The sequence below is a fragment of the Micromonospora profundi genome, from assembly GCF_011927785.1.
GTDB classification, from domain to species: domain Bacteria; phylum Actinomycetota; class Actinomycetes; order Mycobacteriales; family Micromonosporaceae; genus Micromonospora; species Micromonospora profundi.
The window spans coordinates 5,558,080-5,575,849 of record NZ_JAATJK010000001.1; the positions used below are offsets into that span (position 1 = coordinate 5,558,080).

Genomic DNA, 17,770 nt, shown 5'->3' on the forward strand with positions numbered 1-17,770 from the left:
GGCGGTCGGACCGCACGTGACAGACAGCCTGACGGGTCATGGCAGGCGGGGCTGCAGAGGGCGGGCGGTGAGGCCAAGCGGGCAGGCAGCCTGACCGGACATGGCCGGGCGGTAAGGCCAAGCGGGGCAGGCAGCCTGACCGGACTGGGCGAGCGGCAGTGCCCAGCGGCAGCGCTGGGCGGGCGCGGGCCTGTGGCGGTTGCCTGCCTGTGCGAGACTCCGGCGCACCAGCCCCTCTGAGGAGAACACATGCAGCTCGACAACTTGCAGACCCTGAATCAGTTCCACATCCGCCAGCGGCTGCGGATGATGGTCAACCAGTACGAGGTCCGGGCGGTCCAGCCGGACGGCACCGAAGGCGAGATGCTGGCCTTCGCGCAGCAGAAGCGGCTCGCCTTCAAGGAGCAGGTGACGATCTACACCGATGACTCCAAGCAGCAGCCCCTGCTGGGCTTCAAGGCCCGCCAGCGCCTCGACCTCGGCGCCACGTACGACGTCACGGACGCGGCCGGCAACCCGATCGGCCTGTTCCGCAAGGACTTCGCCCAGTCGCTACTCCGCTCCACCTGGCACGTCGAGCAGGCTGGCCTGCCGCAGGTGACGGGGCAGGAGCGCAGCATGCCGGTGGCCCTGCTGCGCCGGTTCGTCGACTCGCTGTCCTGGCTGCCGTACCACTTCGACTTCACCGCTGGCGGCCAGCCGGTCTTCTCGGTGATCAAGAAGTGGGGCCTGCGCGACAAGTACGTCGTCGAGGTGCAGCACCCGCAGATCGACCGCCGCCTCGTCATCGCGATGGCCGTCGCCCTCGACGCCCTCCAGTCCCGCTGACCTAGCTGGCCTTCGCTCAGCCTCCCCGTAGGCCGCTCCACCTGCCTCGACGGCCGCTCAGCTGACGGTGACCCCTCCGCCATCCGCTACCCATCCGTTGGCCTCTCAACAACCCGTCGACACGCTGGTCGGGTGGCGCTGCTGGGCATGCTCACCACTTGACGACGCCCTACCCGTCGACAGGTCAACCACGTGACGGCCTCTCGAGCCCGTCGATCGCTCAACCACTCGACGGCCGCTCAAGCCCGTCGATCGCTCAACCACTCGACGGCCGCTCGATCACCCGCTAGCCCGCCGGCCGGGGCAGGGCCTCCGCCCGATCCTGGCCGGCCGGCTGGCGCGCATCTGTCAGCTACGGACCGGGCCGGCGCGCGCGGTCGACGCGGCAGCCCGGGTCAGGCCGGGAAGCGGCGTGAACACCACCTCGACCGTCACCAGCACGTCCAGCCCCTCAAGGCGACAACCGACCAGGCGACCACCGTTGCGACCTGCGATGTCCCGGGCTGCCGCACAGGCCACCACGTCGCCGTCGATCGCCCTGGCGGCTCCGGCGAGCGCGCCGAGGTCGGCCGCCACCGCCGCCCGTTGAGCCGCCATTCCGGTGCCGGCGACCGCAGCGCCGAACAGCCCGACCAGTACGAATACCAGCCCCACTGCCAGCGGCAGGACTGTCGCCCCGCCACGCTCGCCACCAGACCGTCCGGGGCCAGACCATTTGGGGCCAGACCATTCGGAGCCAGGCCGACCACCGACCGGCCACTGCCGCACCGCCGTACGCCACGCCGGGCCGTACCACTGCGCGCCCTCACCGAGAGTGCGCCCGGGGTCCGGCCACGCAAGGGAGTGCCGCCCACCGAGAGGGCACCCAAAGCCCAACCGACCAGGGGCCGGCCGCCCACCGAGGGGGCGCCCAGAGCCCGAGTGCGCACGGGCTGGCCTCCCACCGACTGAGAGCCAGCCGAGAAGGCGCCCGAAGTCCGATCGCCCAAGGTCCGACCGCCTACCAGCGGTCTGGTTCATCGGTCCCCCTCTCCGGCTCCGGGTTCGAGTGCCGCGACGGCGGTGGCGACCACTGTGATGCGCGGCAGCCGGCCGCCCAGCGCGCGCACAGGTGCCCGGACCGTCGCCTGCGCCCGGCCCTCATCGATCGACACGGACACCTCCGCGCCCGGCGGCGCTCCGGGAACGCCAGCCTCACCTCGGGCGGCGGCCAGGGCCGCCTCCCGAGCGGCGTGCAGGCAACCGGCCTTGGTGCTTACGGCGTTGACGGCCGTCAGCCCGGCGAGCAGGAGCAGGAGCAGCGCCGGCAGGCCAGCCGCCAGTTCGGCGGTGAAGGATCCGCGGTCCCCACCGGCAGCCCGTACGACAGCGTGGAATCGTCGCCCCCCGCCAGCCGCCCGCCCCGGGGTGCAGGGCCTCCGATCGCGGCCGGCCTGCCGGCGCCCCGTCACTTGAGTGCCCGGTCGATGACGGCGGTCAGCGCCGACTGAACGTTGCCGGAGGTCAGCACCTTCAGCAGAATGCCGGCGAAGGCGACTGCGGCGAGCGTGCCGACGGCGTACTCGGCGGTGTTCATACCTGCGTCGCCGCGCAGGCGGGCGATGAGCTTACGCATTGTGTGTTCCCTTCTCGATGGGTCAGAGCACGTCGCCGAGGACGGCGACGATCACCGGCACCAGGCCGGCGAGAATGAACGCCGGCAGGAAGCAGAGCCCCAGCGGCAGCACGATGAGCACGCCCGCTCGGCGGGCGGACGCCTCGGCGGCGGTTGCCCGGTCGGCACGTAGGTCGTCGGCGAGCCGGGTCAGCGCGCCGGCCAGGGCGGCGCCGCTGTTGGCCGACCGGAACGCCGCCGCGGCCAGCCGCTCGGCGCCGGGCACCCCGTCCAGGGCTGACCACGCCTCCGCCGGGCCTCCGCCGAGCAGGAGGGTGCGGCCGACCCGGGCCAGTCGGTCGGCGAGCGGACTGTCCAGCGCCTCGGCCACGGCGAGCACTGAGCGGTCGACCGGAGCGCCCGCCCGCATCGCCGCCGCCAACAGGTCGGCGGCAAGGGGCAGATCGGCGGCCTCGCGGAGCCTCCGGGTACGTGCCGCCGGAGATTCGATCCGTCGCAGCAGCACGTCGGACAGGACCGCGGTCGGGATAGCGCCGAGCAGCCCGAACCAGCCACCGACGACCACGGCCACGGCGAGCCCGGCCATCACGGCGGCGATCCGGATCAGGTCGGGCCGCCGCCGGCCTGCGGGTTCGGCTGATCCCTTAGGGCTGGCTAATCCACCAGGGCTGGCTGATCCGTCGGGACCGGCTGGCCGGGCGGATTCGGCAGGCGTCGGCGGATCGGCTCGGCGGGCGGGACGGCGTAGACGTAACGGCGTGACGAGCAGCGCCGCCACCACCAGAGCGGCGGCCACGAGAGCCGTCCGGGACATCAGACGGCCCGCCCTGGCATCGCGCCCAGCCGCTCTGCCCAGAACAGGCCGATGACCTGGAGGGCGACCGCGAGGACCGCGCAGACCCCACCGACAGTGCTGTGCAGGAGGACCGCCAGGGGATCCACCCCGATGCCGTAGCCGAGCCCGATCCCGCCCACCGGCAGGGCCGCCAGAAGCAGGGCCGTGGCGCGGGCGCCCGCCGCCTGTGCCGCCGCCGAGGCCAACCCTCGGTCGGTCGCCCGAGCATCCGCCTCGATTCGCTCGACCAGTTCCGCCAGTGGCGCGCCGGTCCGGTCAGCTAGCCGCACCGCGGCCGAGGTCAGTTGGCGAAGCCGGTCGGATGTGTCAGGCCCGCTGACGGTGGCGAGTGCCGGCGGGACGGGCAGGCCGGCCCGCAGGTCTGCCGCCAGACCGCAGAGCAGGTCCAACCCGCGCCGCCGGACTTGCTCGGCGCGCCGGTTGGCCCGCCGCCGCAGCAGGGCGCGTACGGCCAGCATGCCGTAGCTGGCCACCGCTACCGCGGCCACCGGTCCGGCGAACACGGCACCCACACCAGCACCCACCAGGGCAACCAGCAGTAACAGACGGGCAGGCGACCGTTCGAGGCGGTTCGCGCGCCCAGCCTTGGGCCTGACCGCCGCCGGATCCGCAACATCCGGACCACGGCGCCGCTCATCGGCGGCCGACGGAGCGTCGTAACTATCGCGGGACCGGCCCACGTCCAGGTCCGCGCCGTCGATCGTCGGGACGGCCACGGCCGGGCCGGCACGCCGTACAACGTCGAGGGCCTCGTCCTCGGGGCGAAGTGCGGCCGCCGGACGTCGAGGGTCCCGTCGCGTCGGCGGACGTCCGGGGCCTGTCGGTCGGGTCGGCCCCGCCGGCCCGCCCGTCGCCCTCGGCCGGCTCGCGCCGTCGTCGCGGTCCCGAGTGGACCAGTCAACCGCCGCCCGCCCGCGACTCGGCTCCGGCGCTCCACGGGGGTACGGGACGGCGGCCGGATGCGCCGACACAAGCGTCGCGCCGGACCCGTCCCCGGACCCATCGAGTACGCGACCGAGGCTCCTGATCCACTCCACCAGGGCGTCATCCGGATCGCCACCGGTGACGGCACGGCTGGACGCCAGAATCCGACGGCGGCGTGCGCGGATGCTTTGTACGGGCCAGGCCACCAGAGCTGCGGCAGCCAACAGCAGCAAGGCCACCACGATCGTCGCCCCGCTCATGCCGGCCCCGCCGATCCGGGCCACGGCTCGCAGAGGATCGGCGGCACCACTACGCCCCGGTCCCGCAGCAGGCCGCCGAGCGCACGGGCGGCCACGCCCAGTCCTCGACCGCGTACCCAGGCGGGCACCACGGTCACCAACCGTTCCGGTCCTTCCGGGAGTAACAGGCAGATCGATTCCAGGACCCGTCCCCGGTCGCCACGGCGTACCTGGAACAGCACCTGAAGCGCCGCGACCACCTGGGCGTGCAGCGCGGCGCGCGGCAGGCCACCCAGCATGCCGAGCGCCTCCAGCCGCGCCGGCACGTCGGACGGGGTGTTGGCGTGCAGCGTCCCGGCACCGCCGTCGTGGCCGGTGTTCAGAGCGGCCAGTAGATCGACCACCTCGCCGCCCCGGCACTCCCCGACCACCAGCCGGTCGGGACGCATCCGCAGCGCCTGCCGAACCAGGTCGGCGAGGTTGACCACGCCTGTTCCCTCCACATTTGCCGTACGAGCCTGGAGGCCCACCACGTGCGGGTGTCCCGGTTGCAGCTCGGCGGCGTCCTCCACCAGGACGATCCGCTCGGTGGCCGGCACCAACCCGAGCAGCGTGTTGAGCAGTGTCGTCTTGCCCGACCCCGTACCGCCGGTGACCAGGTAGGCCAGTCGAGCCGCGACGACGGCCGCGAGCAGTGGTGCCACAGGTCGCGGCACCGTCCCCTGGCGTACCAGTTCGTCCAGGGTGAACGGCCGGTGCCGGAAGGTCCGCAGGGACAGGTAGGGGCCGTCGGTGGCCACCGGCGGCAGTACGGCGTGCAACCGGGTGCCGTCGGGCAGCCGGGCGTCCGCGTACGGGGAGCCGTCGTCGAGTCGCCGCCCGGCGCTGGCGACCAGCCGCTGCGCAAGCCTGCGGACGTCCTCAACCGAGCCCATCGGGATCGCGACCTGGTGCAACCCCGATCCCCTGTCGACCCAGACGCGCACGCCGTTCACCAGAACGTCGGTGACCTCCGGGTCGGCCAGCAGTGGGGCCAGCGGCCCGGCACCGACGAGGTCGTCGTGTACCCGGTCGGCGATCCGTAGCACTGCGGTGTCGCCCAGCACCACGGCGGCGGGCTCGGCGCGTACCGCGGAAACGATCGCCGCGGGGGTGACCGGGGTGGTGCCGGCGGCGATCCGCTGCCGCACCCGTGCGGCGAGGCCGTGGTCCTCCGCGCGGCCCGTCATGCCGCACCTGGCACGGGCACGCCGGTAAGGTCCGCGACGATCCGCTGGCAGAGCGCCGCCAGCGGCCCCTTCCCGGCGGCCGCCGGCGCCTCGCCCCGTTCCAGGCCACGGCAGAGCGCGGGCTCGGGGCGCAGCGTGCCGGCGAGGGGAAGCCCGAGCGCACGCGCCACCTCTGTGGCGCGCAGACGACCCGGAGCGGGCCCACGAACCACCACCGACAGCGCGGCGCAGTGTGGGGCGGCGGCGGCCACCACCCGGGCGGCGGCAGCTGTGGCCCGCAGCTCCGCCGGTACGACGACGAACGCGTGGTCGGCCGCCTGCAGTGCGATCACGGCGGCGTCGTCCAGTTGGCGGGGCAGGTCGATCACGACGAAATCTCGACCGCGCTGCGCGGCGTCGACTGTCGCCGCCATCGCGGCGGCGGGCAGCGCCAGCATCTCGCCGCGATCCCAGGAGAGCACCACCAGGTCACCCCGGCTGGGTAGGGCCTGGACCAGCGCGGGCGCGTCCACCCGCCCGTCCGCGCCGGTGAGCGACGGCCAGCGCAGCCCTTCCAACTGTTCCCAGCCGAGCACGAGATCGAGGCCCCCGCCCAGCGGATCGGCGTCGACAAGCAGCGTGCGCAGTCGCGCCCGCGCGGCGGTCACGGCGAGCCCACCAGCGAGGACGCTCGCGCCGGCACCACCCCGCCCGCCGAGCAACGCGACAACCCGGGCGCCGGATCCCTCCGGACAGTCGGGGCCCTGCTCGACGAACCGGTCCAGCAGCCACGGCTCGGCGGCCGGCAGGACGGCGACGTGTTCTGCGCCGATCAGCTCGGCGATCTGCCAACCGGGATCGAGTTGGCCGGCCCGACCCACCAACACCACGCGGGGTCGCTGCGGCAGTCGTGCTCGCAGGCACGGCTGCGCCTGGTCAGCGCCGAGCAACACCAGCGGTGCGGGTAGCCAGCGGGTACGGGCCGCAGCCGGATCTTCGGCGAGCTCCACCTCCGTCCCACCGGCGGCGGCGAGCCGGAGCAGGTCGTCGAGCAGGTCGTCGTCCCCCGTGATGACCAGCGGAAGCCGGCGGATCGGCGGAACGGAGGTACGGGGTGCCATCGCGGCCTCCAGCGGTCAGGGCTCTGTGCCGTCGACCCTGCTCGCCATCGACCCCGCGTAGAGCCCCCAACCTCCTCGCCTGTGGACAACTCAGCGCCCTGTGGACAACGCCCGCCGGGATGGTTGATCTGCTATGCGCACGGGCTGCGCCGCAGCTACGGCCCCTGGATAGAACGCAGCATGATCGCTCGGCAAACATGTCCCCGTCGCCAAATAGGCGCGGTGCCACCACGCCGTGCGCGTACTCGATGGGGGGCATCCCCCGCGAAATAAACGGATCGGCGAGCGGGGCCGGCTCTCCTAGTCTCGTCAGGATGAACAGCGACGACGGGCGGGACCTGGTCCGACGCGGCTACGACAAGCTCTCCTACCACTACCGGGCGGACGACGCCGCTGACGGCCAGTACGGTCCCTGGCTCGACGACCTCCACGGACGCCTGCCTGCCTCGTCCACGGTCCTGGATCTCGGATGCGGCTGTGGCGTGCCGGTCGCCCGCTCCCTCGCCAACGCCGGGCACCACGTGACCGGCATCGACATCAGCGATGTGCAGGTCGAACGGGCACGGCGCCTCGTGCCCACCGGCACCTTCCTACGCGCCGACGCCACCCAAGTCGACCTGCCATCGGCCTCGTTCGACGCGGTGGTCTGCCTCTATGCCCTGATTCACCTACCGTTGGCCGATCAACCGCGGCTCATCACGAACATCGCCAGCTGGCTCCGGCCAGGCGGCTGGCTGCTCACCACCGTCGGCAGCAACGCGTGGACCGGTACCGACGACAACTGGCTCGACGGGCCGGCCGCCATGTGGTGGAGCCAAGCCGACACGGCCACCTACCGCTCCTGGCTGCGGCAAGCGGGGCTGGAGATCAGCTCGGAGGACTTCGTCCCGGAGGGCACCAGCGGGCACGCGCTGTTCTGGGCACAGCGACCGCCGACCGCGCCTGACCGTCCGTGAGCTGCGGTGGCGCACTCCCACAGAAAAGGGACGACCCCCGTCGGGGGGAGACGGGGGCCGTCGAAGGTTCGGCTCCGGGGGGGTCGAGCCGAACCACTCGGCGATCACGGGGGGTGCAATCGCCGAGGGTCTGTCTATTTCACGATGTGAAAGCTCGTCGTGCGGACAAGTCTGCCTGAGCGGGCCCGTCACGTCGAGTGGTGTCGACTCCACGCAGTGCGAAAATCTCCTTGCGGAGTGTGAGCGCCATCACGCCGAGTGGAGTCGGTGGTCCCGGCCCGCAGGTCCGAGGGGTGGCGTGACCCCGGGCACCCGCCGACGATAGACCATCCGGCTAGACTTTCGCGCCGTGGGCCGAAGTGCCGCTTTCTTCGATCTGGACAAGACCGTCATCGCCAAGTCGAGCGCTCTCGCGTTCGGTCGTCCGTTCTACCGGGATGGGCTGATCACTCGGCGTGACGTCGTCAAGTCGGCGTACGCGCAGCTGATGTTCCGGCTGGGCGGCACCGACGAGCAGACCATGGCCCGAACACGGGACTACCTGGCCGCACTCTGCAAGGGCTGGCAGGTGGAACAGGTCCGCCAGATCGTCGCGGAGACACTCCACGAGCTGATCAACCCTTATGTGTACGCCGAAGCCGCCGCCCTGATCGAGGAACACCAGGCCGCCGGCCGGGATGTGGTGCTGGTGTCCGCCTCCGGCGAGGAGATGGTCCGGCCGATCGGTGCACTACTCGGGGTGACCGATGTGATCGCCACCCGGATGACGGTGCAGGACGGTCGGTACAGCGGCGAGGTCGAGTTCTACGCGGCCGGGCCGAGCAAGGTCGAGGCGGTCGGCGAGCTGGCCGCCGCTCGCGGCTACGACCTGGCCGACTCGTACGCCTACTCCGACTCGTACAGTGATCGGCCCTTGCTGGAGTGCGTGGGTCACCCGAGCGTGGTGAACCCGGACCGGCAGCTGCGCAAGCTGGCTTCGGAGAACGCCTGGCCGGTGCTGGAGTTCCGGCACCCGATCCCGCTGGGCCGCCGACTGCGGGAGCGGCCGGCCGTGCCGGTCGCCGCTGCGGCCCTGGGTGTCGGCGTGGGCGTGGCCATCGGCATCGCCTGGTACGGCAGGCACCGCCGAACCCGCGCCGCCACCAACGCCTGACCTGCGGGGCAGCGAACGGCGTGCCTGCTGGGCTGCTCAGGCGGCGGCGAGGATCTCGTCGCCGATGGCGGTGAGCTGGTCGGCGCCGACCTCGACGGCCGCCATGTAGTGGCGCAGCCAGGAGCGCAGCCCGTCGGGCGTGCCGGTGGCGAACGCGCCGGCCGAGCCTACGTACTCGGGTTCGCGCTCGCGGTGGCCGACGTCGACGCCGAGCAGGCCGCGCGGGTCCAGGCCGCTGGCGAGCAGCACCAGCCGGGCCGCGCCCCGCGCCACCACGCCCGACGGCCCGGCGAACGGGCGCAGGTTCAGCAGTTCCCCGTGTACGACCGCGGCGAGCACCAGTGGGGAGACCTTCGTGCCTCCGGCGACCAGTCCGGCCAGCCCGTCCAGTCGGGCGGCGACCACCGGATCGGCCACCGGGCGACCCAGCTCGGATTCGGGCACGATGTCGCGGGCGGCGAGTACGTGCAGCTTCGCGAGAGCCTGCCGGGGCGCCTTCGGCCAGAGCTCGCTCAGGCCGGGTAGCGCCCCCGCGACCCGCAGCGCTCCTTGGAGCACCGGATCGGTGACTGTGCCGGCCCGGACCTCTTCGCGCTCGTGGACGGCCCCTTCGAGAGCGGCGCTGGCCACCGCCGACCGGAGGCTCACCTCGGCCGCGACCTGGCCGCCGTTACGGCGTAGCGCGCGGTGCCCCAGCGCCTTGTCGAATCGCTCACGTGCGCTGTCGACGGCGGCGGCGATGTCGGCGAGCGCGAGCAGCGGGGCGAGCGGGTCGGTGGTCACCCCGTCACGCTAGCGACCCGGACCGACCGTCCGGGCCGCACCCGCCCGCAACGCGACCCGCACCACCGCTCAGCCTCGCGGTCGGCGCGGCCCCCGCGGTCCATGGTCAACGCAGGCACCGTCGGGCGCGCGGCACGGGCCGCTCGGCGCGAGGGGGCGGGTGGCCCTCGCCGGTCAGGTACCGCGCGACTACCCTTCTGGCCATCGAGACCCAGGTCACCCCGAGGATGAGGAGCCACGGCATGAGCGAGGCATTGGCCAATCTGCTGAACGAGACGCGCCAGTTCCCCCCGCCGGCCGAACTCGCCGCGCACGCCAACGTCACAGTCGACGCGTACGCCGAGGCGCAGAGCGATCGGCTCGCTTTCTGGGCGAAGCAGGCCGACCGGCTGGCCTGGTCGAAGAAGTGGGACGAGGTGCTCGACTGGTCGAATCCGCCGTTCGCGAAGTGGTTCGTCGGTGGGCAGCTCAACGTGGCGTACAACTGTCTGGACCGGCACGTGGAGGCGGGCCGGGGCGACAAGGTGGCCATCCACTGGGAAGGTGAGCCAGGCGACACCCGGACGATCACGTACGCCGACCTGCACGAGATGACCTGCCGGGCGGCGAACGCGCTCACCGATCTGGGGGTGACCGCCGGTGACCGGGTGGCGATCTACCTGCCGATGATTCCGGAGGCGGCGGTCGCCATGCTGGCGTGTGCCCGGATCGGTGCCGCGCACAGTGTGGTCTTCGGTGGTTTCTCCGCCGACTCATTGAGCAACCGGATCCAGGACGCCAGCGCCAAGGTGGTGATCACCGCCGATGGTGGTTACCGCCGCGGCAAGCCGTCGGCGTTGAAGCCGACAGTGGACGAGGCGGTGGCGAGTTGCCCGTCGGTGGAGCACGTGCTCGTGGTCCGGCGTACCGGCGAGGACGTGGCCTGGACGGCGAAGGACCGCTGGTGGCACGAGACGGTGGAGACGGCGTCGGCCGAGCACACCGCGCAGCCGTTCGATGCCGAGCACCCGCTGTTCATCCTCTACACCAGTGGCACGACGGCCCGGCCGAAGGGCATTCTGCACACCACCGGCGGCTACCTCACGCAGGCGTCGTACACCGCGCATGCGGTCTTCGACCTGAAGCCGGAGACGGACGTCTACTGGTGCACGGCCGACATCGGCTGGGTGACCGGCCACTCCTACATCGTGTACGGGCCGCTCTCCAACGGCGTCACGCAGGTGATGTACGAGGGCACGCCGGACACCCCGCACAAGGGCCGGTTCTGGGAGATCGTCGACCGGTACAAGGTCAGCATCCTCTACACGGCGCCGACGCTGATCCGCACCATGATGAAGTGGGGCGAGGACATCCCGGCGGGCTTCGACCTGTCGTCGTTGCGGCTGCTGGGCAGCGTCGGCGAGCCGATCAACCCCGAGGCGTGGATGTGGTACAGGCAGCACGTCGGCCGGGGTGAGCTGCCCGTCGTGGACACGTGGTGGCAGACCGAGACGGGCTCCATCATGATCTCCCCGCTGCCGGGTGTGACGGCGGCCAAGCCGGGTTCGGCCATGACCCCGCTGCCGGGCATCGTCGCCGACGTGGTGGACGACCAGGGCCAGTCGGTGCCGAACGGCGGTGGCGGCTACCTGGTGCTGCGGGAGCCGTGGCCGTCGATGCTGCGCACCATCTGGGGCGACGACGACCGGTTCATCGAGACGTACTGGTCGCGGTTCGAGGGCATGTACTTCGCCGGTGACGGGGCGAAGAAGGACGACGACGGGCACATCTGGCTGCTCGGCCGTGTGGACGACGTGATGCTGGTGTCCGGGCACAACATCTCCACAACGGAGGTGGAGTCGGCGCTGGTGTCGCACCCGTCGGTGGCCGAGGCTGCGGTGGTGGGTGCCACCGACCCGACGACCGGTCAGGCGATCGTCGCGTTCGCCATCCCGCGCGGCAGCACCGACATCGCCGGCGAGGCCGGTGAGCAGCTCATCGCGGACCTGCGCAACCACGTGTCGAAGACGCTCGGCCCGATCGCCAAGCCGCGGCAGATCATGCTGGTGCCGGAGTTGCCGAAGACCCGCTCCGGCAAGATCATGCGCCGGCTGCTGCGGGATGTGGCGGAGAACCGGTCGCTCGGCGACGTGACGACGTTGCAGGACTCGTCGGTGATGGACCTGATCTCGTCGGGGATGAGTGGCACGAAGTCCGACGAGGACTGACGGCAGGCGTACACCTCGGAGGGTGGCGGTCCGGACGGACCGCCACCCTCCGTCATTTTCTTACGGGTACGGCGCGCACGGCCCAACCAGCGTCACATCGGTCGGTCGGATGACCCGGGAGCGGCTGAACGGGCACAGGCGGTGGGCCACCTCTGTCCTTTCGGCCGGTTGTGCCTTAGGTTCACGCAGGTTGGGACAGTTCGACGTTCATCACATCGATGTGCGGCGACTCCAGCTTCCCTCTCCCATGCCCGAGAATTGGAGCGGCATGAACCACAAACCGCAGTCCGGGGCGCGGCGACGACTACTCGTCGCGCTACCCGCCATCGCCCTCGCGGCCACGTCACTGACCGTGACCGGCAGTGCGGCGGCCCAGTCGTCGGCCACCACCCCGCAGGCGGTGATCGGAGCGGACGAGTACTACATCAACTACGCCGAGCCCGAGGTGCAGACAGACACCAACGGCCGCGAGGTCAAGGGCAAGGGTGGCGTCTACACGCCGGGCGTCGACGCCGCGCGCGCGTTCGACCAGAAGCACGCCCGGGGCAACCCGGTGGCGGCCCGCCAACTGGCCAAGATCGAAGCCAAGTCGATCAAGACGGGCAAGAACCCCCGGAAGATCAAGAAGGCACCCTCCACGCAGACGGCGAAGCTGCTGACGCTGCTCGTGGAGTTCAACGACCAGGCCAACGACGACTTCACAGGCGTGATGGTCCCCAAGACGGTGTTCGAGGACCGCACCTGCGTCCCCGGCACCGTCCAGAACGGCCCGAAGCACAACAACATCGCGAACCCGGCGACCCTGCCGCACGAGGACAACAACTCGATGTGGGTGCCGGACTTCTCGCCGTCGCACTACGACAAGATGCTGTACAGCAAGAAGGGCATCACCGAGCGGGTCCGCAAGGACCTGAGGGGCCCGGACGGCAAGCCGGGCATCGACCTCTCCGGCCGCACCATGCACAACATGTACCTGGAGATGTCAAAGAACGCGTACACGGTCGACGGGCAGGCCAGCCCGTGGATCACCGTGCCGCACTCCGAGGGCTGGTACGCGGCGTCGCGCTGCTTCCAGGACGAGAACGGCACCTGGGTCGCCGGCCGCCAGCAGTCGATGAACGGGCACCCGGACAACCCGGCCGGCGCGGGCCGGCTGGCGACGGACGCGATCGACGCGCTCGCCGCGCAGGACCCCAGCTTCCCGTGGGCCGACTACGACATCGAGGACCAGGCGGACCGGGACGGCGACGGCAACCTCTTCGAGCCGGACGGCGTCATCGACCACCTCGTGCTGGTGCACGCCGGGCAGGGCAAGTCCCGTGGCGGCGGCACCGAGGGCACGTACGCCGTGTGGGCGCACTCCTCCACGGTCACCGGCGGCTACAGCATCCCGGGCACCAACCTGAAGGTGTCGAACTACATCGTGCAGCCGGAGGATGCCGGCGTCGGCGTCTTCGCGCACGAGTTCGGCCACGACCTCGGCCTGCCGGACCTCTACGACACGTCCGGCAACGCCGACTCCGACGTGGACTTCTGGGACCTGATGGCCTCCGGATCGCACTCAGGCGAGATCTTCCAGGCGCTGCCCACGCACATGGGCATCTGGGACAAGTGGGTGCTCGGCTGGGCCGATCCGCTGACCGTGACGCCCGGCTCGCGCCCGCGCACAGTGGAGGTCGGGCAGACCTCACGTACGCCCGTGCGCACCGAGGACGGCATCAAGGTCGACCTGCCGGACAAGGTGACCACGCTCGCCACGCCGCACAGCGGCACGAAGATGTGGCACAGCAACAACGACCAGAGCTGGGCCGACGTCAAGCTCAGCCGCTCGGTCGACGTGCCGGCGGCCGCAGACGCGAAGTTCTGGATGTGGAACAACTACATCATCGAACAGGACTGGGACTACGGCTTCGTCGAGCTGTCCACGGACGGCGGCACGACCTGGACCGAGCAGAAGGTCTACAACGAGGCCGGTGCCGTGGTCACCACGCCCGACGGCTACCCCGACCCGAACGGCCGGATGAACGACTTCGGCGGCAAGAAGTACGGCCTGACCGGCAGCACCGACGGTTGGCGGCACGACTACGTCGACCTGTCGGCGTACGCCGGCACGACGGTCCAGGTCCGGCTGCGCCTTGCCACCGACGAGGCGTTCGAGGAGCGCAACTGGTTCGTCGACGACTTCTCGGTCACCGGCGGCGGCACCACCACCTGGAGTGACGACGCCGAGGGTGGCGACAACGGCTGGACCGCCACCGGCGGCACCTTCGTCGACACCACTGGCGCGGGCTGGAAGATCAGCACCGGTACAGAGGTGCACGCGCACTACTACCTGGCCGAGTGGCGCAACTTCGACGGCTTCGACGAGGGTCTGAAGTACACCTACGACACGATCTACTCGCACGAGGCGTGGAAGGTCGACCGGATCTCGTACAACGCCCCGGGCATGCTGGTCTGGTACCGGGACACAGCGCTCGGCGACGTCAACCACGTCACCGGGCAGATGACAGCCCTGCCCAGCTACGGGGCGAAGGGCGGGCTGCTCATCGTCGACTCGCACTTCGACCCGTACCGGCGCACCGGCGAGGCGGCGGTGAAGGACCCGTCGGTGACGGACAACCTGCCCAGCCGTCCGCAGTCGTCGAACGCGGCGTTCTCGCTGAAGCCGACGTACCCCTTCACGGAGTGCCTGGAGGCGGCGGACGAGCCGTACAGCGCGTACTGCACGAAGTTCAAGGCACTGCCGCCGGTCAAGGGCTTCACCGACGCCAAGGGCTGGTACCCGGGCATCGAGATGCGCGACGGGGCCGCGTACGCGCGGGACAACGACGCCTCGGTGGTGCTGCCGTCGCGGGACAACGCGCCGTACACCACCCGGGTCACCCACCCGGACGGCAGCCCGGCGCCGGAGTACTACGGCGTGACGCTGGGCGGCGGCGCGATCGTGCTGGGCACCGGTAACCCCGGGGACCAGGGCGTGAACTACGGCGTCTCGCTCACCATCAAGAAGGCCGCGCGGGACAACACGTCCGCCACGATCCACGTCACCTCCGCGAGGCGGTGACCGTTTCCCGCAACTGACAAGCAGTATCGGTGGGGCCGGTGGCGGGAACGCCGCCGGCCCCACTGTCGTACAACTGATCACGCTTATCGAAATGCATCGCTATAGCCGCTCGCGGCACATCGAGCCTGGTCCACGCCCAGATGAGGCGCGCAGGTGTGACGGTGAAAAGCGTTCTCAACAAAATCTTGCAACAAATCGACGCGTTCGTCTTCCCACCCGACGCAGCAGTGTCTATGTTCACCATTGGTCCCACTAGTGGGATCGATCTATCGCCGGCCCGTACCCCCGTTGGGCCGGTTCCCTCACACCGGAGGTACCACGTGCGCAAAGTCGCAGTGGGTCTGCTCGGGCTCTCACTGACGGCGACAGGCCTGGCTTTCGGCCCGTCCGCCTCGGCGGCGCCTCAGCCCAAACTGCCGGCAGCAGCTCCGGCTGCCGCCGAACCGCAGTCACTGAAGGACGAACTCCCCGACAAGCTCGAGGCCAAGCGCCGTGAGCTGCGTCAGCAGGGTCTCAGCGACGTACTGAGCGGGCGCAGCAAGCCGATTCAGCGCAACGGCAGCACGGTCGTCAAGGTCGGTCAGGTCGGCAAGGCGGACACCAACGCCAACGCCCGGTCCGCCACCGCCCAGGCGACCGAGGACCAGTACGTCGAGCTCCAGCGCGAACGGACCGACAAGATCTTCGTGATCCTGGCCGAGTTCGGCAACCAGCGGCACCCGTCCTACCCGGACAAGGACCTCAACCCGAACATCGCCGGTCCGGCGACCTTCGAGGGTCCGCTGCACAACCAGATCCCGCAGCCCAACCGGGCCGTGGACAACAAGACCGTCTGGCAGCCGGACTACAGCCCGGACCACTTCCGCCAGCTGTACTTCGGCACCAACCCCGGCGACGAGTCGCTGAAGCAGTACTACGAGGCCCAGTCCTCCGGCCGCTACACGGTCGAGGGCCAGGTCACCGACTGGGTCAAGGTTCCGTACAACGAGGCCCGCTACGGTCGTTCCGACGACCCGAAGGCCGACAACGACCCGACCGGTGACCCGGCCGTCTGCGGCGACAACGTCTGCTCGAACACGTGGGCGCTGATCCGCGACGCCGCCAACCAGTGGGTCGCCGACCAGAAGGCCAAGGGCCGGACGGACGCCCAGATCGCCGAGGAGATGCGGTCCTACGACCAGTGGGACCGGTTCGACTACGACGGTGACGGCGACTTCAACGAGTCGGACGGCTACATCGACCACTTCCAGATCGTCCACTCCGGCGGCGACCAGGCCGACGGTGACCCGCAGCAGGGTGAGGACGCCATCTGGAGCCACCGTTGGTCGGCGTTCAACAGCTCGCCGGTCGGCCCGCCGAACTTCCCGATCGGTGGCACCCAGATCGGCAACACCGGCGTCTGGATCCGCGACTACACGATCCAGCCGGAAAACGGTGGCCGCAGCGTCTTCTACCACGAGTACGGCCACGACCTGGGTCTGCCGGACGACTACGGACCGGCCGACAACAGCAACGAACACTGGACCCTGATGGCCCAGAGCCGACTCGGCGCCAAGAACGACGGCGGCATCGGCGAGCGCGGCGGCGACCTCGGTGCGTGGAACAAGCTCCAGCTCGGCTGGCTCGACTACGAGGTGGTCGTGGCGGGGCAGAAGCGTACGTTGGACCTCGGCCCGCAGGAGTACAACTCCGCCAAGGCGCAGGCCGTGGTGGTGGTGTTGCCCAAGCGGGAGTACACGTTCAACTACGGCGCACCGTTCGAGGGCTCCAAGCAGTATTTCTCCGGTAACGACGACAACCTCAACCAGACCATGACGAGGACGTTCGACCTCACCGGCAAGTCCTCGGCGGCGATGTCGCTCAAGGGCAAGTACGCCATCGAGGAGAACTACGACTACCTCTACTTCGAGGCGTCGACCGACGGCGGCCAGACCTGGGTCGACCTGGACGGCACGGTCAACGGTGAGCCGATCGGCGTGGACGGCGCGGGTCGCCCGGCCCTCGACGGCAGCAGCAACGGCGCGTGGGCGGACATCAACATCCCGCTGACGTCGCTCGCCGGCAAGGTGGCTCAGATCCGCCTGCACTACGTCACCGACGGCGGTGTCGCCGAGGGTGGCTTCTTCGGTGACGCGATCACCGTTACCGCGGACGGCGCCACGGTGTTCAGCGACGGTGCCGAGACCGCTGACGCGGGCTGGGACCTGAAGGGTTGGGAGGCGGTCGGGGCCACCTACACCCGGCTGTTCGACAACTACTACATCGCTGGCAACCGGTCGTACGTCTCGTACGACAAGTACCTGAAGACCGGCCCGTACTTCTTCGGCTACGCGAACACCCGCCCGAACTGGGTGGACCACTACGCGTACCAGGAGGGCCTGCTCATCTCGTACTGGAACACCCGCTGGCCCGACAACAACACCGTCGCCCACCCGGGTGAGGGTCGGAACCTGTACATCGACGCGCACCCGCGCCCGATCTACAACCTGACCGGGGCCCCCTGGCGTGCTCGTGTGCAGATGTACGACGCGCCGTTCAGCCTCAAGAAGGCCGACTCGTTCACGCTGCGCCTCAACAGCCAGCCGCAGTACATCCGTGGCCAGGACGCGGAGCCGCTGTTCGACGACACCAAGAAGTACTTCTACGAGGAGCTGCCGAACCACGGCGTCAAGCTCCCCGCAGCCGGTGTCAAGATCAAGGTTCAGGAGCAGGACGGCACTTCGATGAAGATCCGTATCTCCTAGTTCCGCAGCAGCACGACGGCGGCGTCCGGGGTTCTCCCCGGGCGCCGCTGCCGTTTCCGACACCGACGGCCC

Annotated in this window: 14 protein-coding genes; 6 read left to right on the forward strand and 8 right to left on the reverse strand. The window is 70.5% G+C overall.

Annotated elements, in window-relative coordinates:
- The first annotated feature begins 249 nt into the window (after positions 1-249).
- Positions 250-828, forward strand: coding sequence for an LURP-one-related family protein (locus F4558_RS24665; RefSeq protein ID WP_053652283.1), 579 nt, complete (start codon positions 250-252; stop codon positions 826-828).
- A 348-nt stretch (positions 829-1,176) separates the two neighbouring features.
- Here the strand turns inward: F4558_RS24665 and F4558_RS31785 are convergent, their stop codons facing one another.
- The 7 genes from F4558_RS31785 to ssd form a co-directional block, all read right to left on the reverse strand.
- Positions 1,177-1,596, reverse strand: coding sequence for an Rv3654c family TadE-like protein (locus tag F4558_RS31785; protein ID WP_167946128.1), 420 nt, complete (start codon positions 1,594-1,596; stop codon positions 1,177-1,179).
- A 248-nt stretch (positions 1,597-1,844) separates the two neighbouring features.
- Positions 1,845-2,150: a TadE family type IV pilus minor pilin gene (locus tag F4558_RS24675; protein ID WP_053652370.1), complete on the reverse strand. Its 306-nt coding sequence runs from the start codon at positions 2,148-2,150 to the stop codon at positions 1,845-1,847.
- Between the two features lie 125 nt (positions 2,151-2,275).
- Complete coding sequence (locus F4558_RS24680) at positions 2,276-2,443, reverse strand: DUF4244 domain-containing protein (protein ID WP_081883916.1); 168 nt, start codon at positions 2,441-2,443, stop codon at positions 2,276-2,278.
- A 22-nt stretch (positions 2,444-2,465) separates the two neighbouring features.
- The gene (locus F4558_RS24685) at positions 2,466-3,257 is read right to left on the reverse strand and encodes a type II secretion system F family protein (protein ID WP_245241360.1); all 792 of its coding nucleotides are present in this window, start codon (positions 3,255-3,257) and stop codon (positions 2,466-2,468) included.
- Positions 3,257-4,270, reverse strand: coding sequence for a hypothetical protein (locus F4558_RS32415; protein WP_446685551.1), 1,014 nt, complete (start codon positions 4,268-4,270; stop codon positions 3,257-3,259). Before F4558_RS32415 ends, F4558_RS24685 begins: the two co-directional genes overlap by 1 nt.
- A gap of 209 nt (positions 4,271-4,479) precedes the next feature.
- Positions 4,480-5,691: a TadA family conjugal transfer-associated ATPase gene (locus tag F4558_RS24695; RefSeq protein WP_053652279.1), complete on the reverse strand. Its 1,212-nt coding sequence runs from the start codon at positions 5,689-5,691 to the stop codon at positions 4,480-4,482.
- Positions 5,688-6,743, reverse strand: coding sequence for a septum site-determining protein Ssd (gene ssd / locus F4558_RS24700; protein WP_312877447.1), 1,056 nt, complete (start codon positions 6,741-6,743; stop codon positions 5,688-5,690). The genes F4558_RS24695 and ssd overlap by 4 nt, the downstream gene beginning before the upstream one ends.
- Before the next feature lie 362 nt (positions 6,744-7,105).
- On the opposite strand from ssd, the gene F4558_RS24705 reads away from it, so the two are divergent.
- Both F4558_RS24705 and F4558_RS24710 read left to right on the forward strand, forming a co-directional pair.
- Entirely contained in the window at positions 7,106-7,747 is a 642-nt protein-coding gene (locus tag F4558_RS24705; protein ID WP_167946132.1) for a class I SAM-dependent methyltransferase, read from the forward strand.
- 349 nt (positions 7,748-8,096) lie between these two features.
- Positions 8,097-8,900: an HAD family hydrolase gene (locus F4558_RS24710; protein ID WP_053652256.1), complete on the forward strand. Its 804-nt coding sequence runs from the start codon at positions 8,097-8,099 to the stop codon at positions 8,898-8,900.
- A gap of 36 nt (positions 8,901-8,936) precedes the next feature.
- Here F4558_RS24710 and F4558_RS24715 read toward each other — a convergent pair whose 3' ends face one another.
- Positions 8,937-9,683 (reverse strand): Fic family protein, encoded by a 747-nt coding sequence (locus F4558_RS24715; RefSeq protein ID WP_053652255.1) that lies wholly within the window; start codon positions 9,681-9,683, stop codon positions 8,937-8,939.
- Positions 9,684-9,925: 242 nt separating this feature from the next.
- Here F4558_RS24715 and acs point away from each other — a divergent pair, with 242 nt between their 5' ends.
- From acs to F4558_RS24730, 3 genes are all read left to right on the forward strand, one after another.
- Positions 9,926-11,890: an acetate--CoA ligase gene (acs, locus tag F4558_RS24720; protein WP_167946134.1), complete on the forward strand. Its 1,965-nt coding sequence runs from the start codon at positions 9,926-9,928 to the stop codon at positions 11,888-11,890.
- 268 nt (positions 11,891-12,158) lie between these two features.
- Positions 12,159-14,954: an immune inhibitor A domain-containing protein gene (locus F4558_RS24725; protein ID WP_167946136.1), complete on the forward strand. Its 2,796-nt coding sequence runs from the start codon at positions 12,159-12,161 to the stop codon at positions 14,952-14,954.
- A 335-nt stretch (positions 14,955-15,289) separates the two neighbouring features.
- Positions 15,290-17,698 (forward strand): immune inhibitor A domain-containing protein, encoded by a 2,409-nt coding sequence (locus F4558_RS24730; protein ID WP_167947637.1) that lies wholly within the window; start codon positions 15,290-15,292, stop codon positions 17,696-17,698.
- The last annotated feature ends 72 nt before the right edge of the window (positions 17,699-17,770 follow it).

Excerpts from the sequence above, each read along its gene's own strand:
- F4558_RS24665 (WP_053652283.1), top strand. The coding sequence starts at position 250 with ATGCAGCTCGACAACTTGCAGACCCTGAATCAGTTCCACATCCGCCAG.
- F4558_RS24680 (WP_081883916.1), bottom strand. The coding sequence starts at position 2,443 with ATGCGTAAGCTCATCGCCCGCCTGCGCGGCGACGCAGGTATGAACACC.
- F4558_RS24685 (WP_245241360.1), bottom strand. The coding sequence starts at position 3,257 with ATGTCCCGGACGGCTCTCGTGGCCGCCGCTCTGGTGGTGGCGGCGCTG.
- F4558_RS24695 (WP_053652279.1), bottom strand. The coding sequence starts at position 5,691 with ATGACGGGCCGCGCGGAGGACCACGGCCTCGCCGCACGGGTGCGGCAG.
- F4558_RS24705 (WP_167946132.1), top strand. The coding sequence starts at position 7,106 with ATGAACAGCGACGACGGGCGGGACCTGGTCCGACGCGGCTACGACAAG.
- acs (WP_167946134.1), top strand. The coding sequence starts at position 9,926 with ATGAGCGAGGCATTGGCCAATCTGCTGAACGAGACGCGCCAGTTCCCC.
- F4558_RS24725 (WP_167946136.1), top strand. The coding sequence starts at position 12,159 with ATGAACCACAAACCGCAGTCCGGGGCGCGGCGACGACTACTCGTCGCG.